A 5,161-nucleotide genomic window follows, 5' to 3' on the forward strand; every position below is an offset into this window, starting at 1 on the left:
ACTCCTGCTGCTTATGGATCGAATAATCGATCTTCTCAAGATAGTCGCTCGCAGCCAGACTAAGCGCGTTGGGCTGACTTATGAGAATCGTGTCGATGGTGACGCTGTTGGTTTTCACCATGAGCCCAACCTGCGCCGCCCTGATATCCTGGTAGACGGGCGTCACCTTGATCCCCGTCTCCGCCTCGAAAGGCTTCACAAAGGCACTGATAATAGCGTCAGCGAAATTGCCGGCGCTCATGTTCAGCCGCAGCTCGCCGGATGCCGCCGATACCCTGGCCGCGGACGATATCGTGCCGACCGCGATAGCGGACGACGTTGCCTGCATAAAACGCCTGCGGTTAACCAGATGCTTCACGTTCCCCTCCTCACTTGTTGAACCTCCGGAAGCTTGTCCCAGGCAAATGCTATAGGCTCGCGTGGTCGAATTGCTCTGATCTGTGCGGGATTACGCAGAAATCCTGCGTGTAGGCGCAAACACAAGACGTTTTTTGGCGCATAAGCCACCATTTTCATTTTTGCGCGAGCAGGCAGATCTGGCGCAATTTCAGATTGAGCCTCCCGGCATCAAGCTGCTCATCCACCGGGTAGATAAGTCTCGCGGGCCAGCTTCGCAGTTCTTTGCAGATCATGCGCATGGTAAAGCGCCGAGGATGATGCGAGCACTGTAGCCGAGCATTGTCGACTCGTTCTAGGTGTTTAGTCCCAAGCTTTGATGGTGCATTCTTGTCGCACGATTCGAAGGATGCGCTATCGGACAAGTTTTACACGGCTGCGCCACCACCACGGAGGCAGTCCGTCGAGCAATACAAAATAGTCAAAAGAGCTTGAGAGCCCTCGCCAAGCGCTACGGGATCAACCAGAAGACCGTGGCGAAGTGGAAGCAGCGCGAGACCGTCGCCGATCGTCGATTGGCCCCAAGGAAGCCAGGTCGACTGTCCTCTCCATCGAGGAGGAGGCGATCATCGTCGCTTTCCGGCGGCACAAGCTGCTGCCACTCGACGATTGCCTCTATGCGCGGCAGCCGACCATCCCGCATCTGACGCCGTTATCCCTGCATCGCTGCCTCCAGCGCCACGGCATCAGCCGATTGCCGGAGGTCGAAGGCGGCAAGCCCTCGAAGAAGAAGTTCAAGGCCTGTCCGATCGGCTATTTCCACATCGACGTCGCTGAGCTCCAGACAGCTGAAGGCAAGCTCCACCTCTACGAATCGATCGCACCAGCAAGTTCGCGTTCGTGCAACTGGTCAAGAAGACGGGAAGGACCTCAGCCTCGGCCTTCCTCGAAGCTCTGATCGCGACCCGTCCCTACAAGATCCACACCGTGCTCACCGACAATGGGATCCAGTTCACCTTCCCGCCGCGCTATGCGGACGGCCCGACTGCAAGATGCGTGACGCATATGTTTGATATGCGAGCCAAGAAAACGGCATCGAACATCGGCTGACCAAGATCAAGGCTGGACCAATGGCCAGGTCGAGCGCATGAACCGCACGATCAAGGAAGCGACTGTCCAGCGCTACCATTACGATCGACACAATCCTACGAATACATCTGCAAATGCTGGACTTCCCAGCCCGACGATTCAAACTCAAGCCGCTCCAGCAAATGCCGGGCCTAAACACCTAGAAGCAAAAAAGACGCTCGCCGCCGAGCGGCGACCATGATTCATTGTCTCCGACGAGATTCGGAGACGGTGCGTGCGCGGCGGCGACAATTGAACGGGCGAGCTGTTCAGCTACGTTGATCTGGAGGCGCGGATGCGGCGTGATCATCCGCTGTGGGCAATCCGGACAATCGTGAACAAGGCATTGGCGGCGCTGGAGCGGGAGTTTGCCGCGCTCTATTCGCCGATTGGGCGGCCGTCGATCCCGCCGGAGAAGCTGCTGCGGGCGATGCTGTTGCAGGCGTTTTATTCGATCCGCTCCGAGCGGCTTCTGATGGAGCGGCTGGAATACGACCTGCTGTTTCGCTGGTTCGTCGGAATCGGCGTCGACGACGCAGCCTGGGACCGTTCGGTGTTCTCGAAGAACCGCGACCGACTGCTGGAAGGCGAGATCGCAGCCAAGTTCCTGGCGGCGGTGCTGGCGCAGCCCAAGGTGAAGAAGCTTCTGTCGAGCGATCACTTCTCGGTCGATGGCACGCTGATCGAGGCATGGGCCTCGATGAAGAGCGTCAAGCCGAAGAACGGCTCTGGCGAGCCGCCGGTCCAAGGCGACGGGCGCAATGCCGATGCGGAGTTCCATGGTCAGAAGCGCTCGAACGACACCCATGCTTCGACAAAGCCTACGATAAGACTTCGTCAACGAGTTTGCGCTCGATGAACGTGACGCCGCATGTTGCACAGAACACCAGCGGCCGTTCGCTCCGTGATCAACGGGCGAACGACCCGACACGGCGGCTATGCAGTCAGCTAGCGCATCCGCAAGCGGATCGAGGAGGCATTCGGCTGGATCAAGACGGTCGCCGGGCAGGAGAAGACCCGGTTCCGTTGCCGTGATCGCGTCGCATGGGCCTTTACCTTCGCTGCCGCCACCTACAATCTGGTGCGGCTGCCGAAGCCGATCGCGGACGCCGGCTGATGGCCAAGGTGCCCGGCTTCGAAGGCCTTTGCCGGCCGCTGGCGCATCGTCGAAATGGACAACTGGGACAGCGACTTCCTCGATCTTGTCGAAGAGGCGCATCTGACCTTCCAAGGCAAGTCCAATGGCGAGATCGCCATGGGGCTCTCACGGGCTTCCTTGACGTGCGCTACGGCACCCGCGACGGATCGGCCTGGGCCGAGTTCTCATGGGAAGGACACCACGAGAATGATCCGTCCTGCGGTCGCGGATGGGCTATGATCGGCACTGCGGGCAGGCTCGTCGGCCACTTCTACATCCATAATGGCGACGATTCAGCCTTCGCTTGCGAACGCGGCTGAGTTCTTCAACAGCCCGCTAGAGCGCGATCATCCTGCTGGATAACAACCGACTCTGACGGGTCGGACCAGCTTCGGGCTCACTGCAGCCGCACGCGGATCAAAATCCGCAACCAAACGAGCTCATCCCGTCGAATGGCCAAGATGATGGCGCTGAATACAACAGCGCTTGCCGCCAAGCGGACTGACTCCTCTGAATGCTCCAAGCGTCAAAACCAAGCCAGTTCTTTCGCTAGTGTTTGCTGGTCGAGCAGGCGCCACCGAAGTGTGCTATCCGCCGAACGCTCGCGAGACCTCATGGTATTCGACAAGCCGGCATCTGCTCACGGAGCTTGCGGTCAAGATCACTGAGCGGCTCGTTGAGCAGCACGATAGGTGCTCGGCGATCTGCTCCAGGCTTCCGCGTTTCGGCCGGCTCGGAATGGCGTGCGTCGCCGAGGTCATCAAGGTGCGCTAATGAGGCTCTAGCTGAACCGCCCTCAGTGATTCTAGCATTCCGATGAATCTTCCGGAGTGCCAACTCGACGAAGCACACTTGACGGAGGGCGACGCATGCCGCCGAGTAGATGCTAATCAGGAATGGCCAGTGGAACGGCAATTAAGCTCGGGAGAGGCAGCGTACCCACTTCGTTATTCCAGTCCACTTCATAAACGCCCCGAAGGCAGCCTCGATTCCCATGCGCTCAGCCGCTTCGGGCATCCGAGCTGCCATGCGATCGATCCAAGCCGTCTCATGGACGCGTGATAAGAACCTGCTTCATCGATCAGGTGCAGAATTTCAGCGAGCAGAAGACGTGGATCGAAGAATTTCCGCGCACAACTCGTTCTAAGCTTTCAAGAGGAAGCGAAGGCAGCTCGCTTGTGTCACATCTCAGAAGAGAGAAACGAAATGGCCGACTTCGACAGTGGGAGTCACGGACAGCAGTTTTACAGCCGTGGATGGTCGCTGGAGGGGCGCGTCGCGCTCGTGACTGGAGCGGCGGGAGGGCTTGGAAAAGCCATTGTGGCTGAGCTGTCCGAACGCGGAGCGGACGTACATGGTGTGGATATCGTTGGCGAGGGTGTCTTCCACGCAGATCTCGCCACTGCGAGCGGGAATCGGGACATGGTCGCTCACGTATTCGAGACCGCGGGACGTCTCGACATTCTTGTATTGAATGCTGGATGTCAGTTCGTCGCACCGCTTGATCAATTTCCAGACGCCGAATGGGACCGTCTCAATGCCTTGATGCTGGACGGACCATTCCAAGCACTGAAAGCAGCGTGGCCGGCTTTGACGAAGTCCCCCGGAGGTCGTGTTGTGGTCACGGCATCAGTGGCCAGCTACGTCGGTGGACGCCAGAAGGTTGCGTACTGTGCCGCAAAGCACGGGGTTCTTGGCTTGGTTCGCACCGCCGCGTTGGAGGGCGGTGCACATGGCGTTACTGTCAACGCCGTCGCGCCGGGCTGGATGGATACCAGTCTGATGCGTGGTCAGTTGGAAGCTCAGGCGGCGACTCGAGGCATAAGCACAGACGAAGTCATCGCGCGCTTCCGCGCGTCGCAGCCAGGTGATCGCTTTGTTCACGTTCGTGAGGTTGCAGCAACAATTGGCTTTCTTGTGAGCCCTTGTGCCTCCGGCGTAAATGGCGAGTGCATCACCGTCGATCTTGGTGCGAGCGCCGGTGGCTAGCTAGTGTCCCGAGTTCATAAGTTCGCAATCGTAGATTCGCGTCGCTGTGCCAAGGATGGAGGCAAGGCGGTCCAGCAACGTGCGCTCCTGATATTTGACGACGAGCGCGCCGAATGACGTCGCTGACGACGGTGGATAGGCACAGGCGCTGGCTCTGAGAGCCCGGATAGTGCTGACCTGTGCGGAAGGTGGTCGGAACACGGAAGTGGCGGCCAAGCTGGGGCTGGACCGGCAGACCGTTGGCAAGTGGCGTCGTCCTTTTATGGAGCAGCGCGTGATGCCGCACTGAGCATCGGCGGCAACCCGTTTCTTGCGCGGATCGCGCCCCCAGGCCGCGATGCGCGCAGACCGGCTTAGGGGGTTTAAGTCGTCGCCGCCACCGCGACGCTCGCCTCTTCCAGTCAGAGCAACAGGAGCAAGGCCGATGACTAGAACTTGCATGTCGATGCGCTACTGAGCTCACCCCCTTGACGAAGGGCTCATGCGCAATCTGCGACTAGCGTGTAACCCATCCGCTCCAGCGTTGGATCATCTGCTGGAGTTTGGACAAGCCGTCCGGCCCGGTGTCGG

3 protein-coding genes and 4 pseudogenes are annotated in these 5,161 nt (G+C 59.4%); 5 read left to right on the forward strand and 2 right to left on the reverse strand.

Going from position 1 to position 5,161, the window contains the following annotated elements; all coding sequences use genetic code 11:
- Nucleotides 1-358, reverse strand: a pseudogene (locus tag CWO91_RS41440) (ABC transporter substrate-binding protein); the annotation flags it as partial.
- A gap of 154 nt (nt 359-512) precedes the next feature.
- Nucleotides 513-638, reverse strand: coding sequence for a hypothetical protein (locus CWO91_RS45175; protein ID WP_283811086.1), 126 nt, complete (start codon nt 636-638; stop codon nt 513-515).
- Nucleotides 639-752: 114 nt separating this feature from the next.
- Here CWO91_RS45175 and CWO91_RS41445 point away from each other — a divergent pair.
- The 5 genes and pseudogenes from CWO91_RS41445 to CWO91_RS41465 all read left to right on the forward strand — a co-directional run bounded on the left by CWO91_RS41445 (nt 753) and on the right by CWO91_RS41465 (nt 4,880).
- A pseudogene (locus tag CWO91_RS41445) lies at nt 753-1,628 on the forward strand (IS481 family transposase).
- 131 nt (nt 1,629-1,759) lie between these two features.
- Nucleotides 1,760-2,581, forward strand: a pseudogene (locus tag CWO91_RS41450) (transposase).
- A 54-nt stretch (nt 2,582-2,635) separates the two neighbouring features.
- Nucleotides 2,636-2,922, forward strand: a pseudogene (locus tag CWO91_RS44890) (hypothetical protein).
- Between the two features lie 886 nt (nt 2,923-3,808).
- A complete protein-coding gene (locus CWO91_RS41460) occupies nt 3,809-4,591 on the forward strand; it encodes an SDR family oxidoreductase (protein ID WP_130221066.1) in 783 nt (260 codons plus the stop codon).
- 154 nt (nt 4,592-4,745) lie between these two features.
- The gene (locus CWO91_RS41465; protein WP_433995608.1) at nt 4,746-4,880 is read left to right on the forward strand and encodes a helix-turn-helix domain-containing protein; all 135 of its coding nucleotides are present in this window, start codon (nt 4,746-4,748) and stop codon (nt 4,878-4,880) included.
- The last annotated feature ends 281 nt before the right edge of the window (nt 4,881-5,161 follow it).

The sequence above is a fragment of the Bradyrhizobium genosp. SA-3 genome, assembly GCF_004212635.1.
Lineage (GTDB): Bacteria > Pseudomonadota > Alphaproteobacteria > Rhizobiales > Xanthobacteraceae > Bradyrhizobium.

Bases quoted from the DNA above. Each gene is read 5' to 3' on its own strand.
- CWO91_RS45175 (WP_283811086.1), bottom strand. From the start codon at position 638: ATGCGCATGATCTGCAAAGAACTGCGAAGCTGGCCCGCGAGACTTATC.
- CWO91_RS41460 (WP_130221066.1), top strand. From the start codon at position 3,809: ATGGCCGACTTCGACAGTGGGAGTCACGGACAGCAGTTTTACAGCCGT.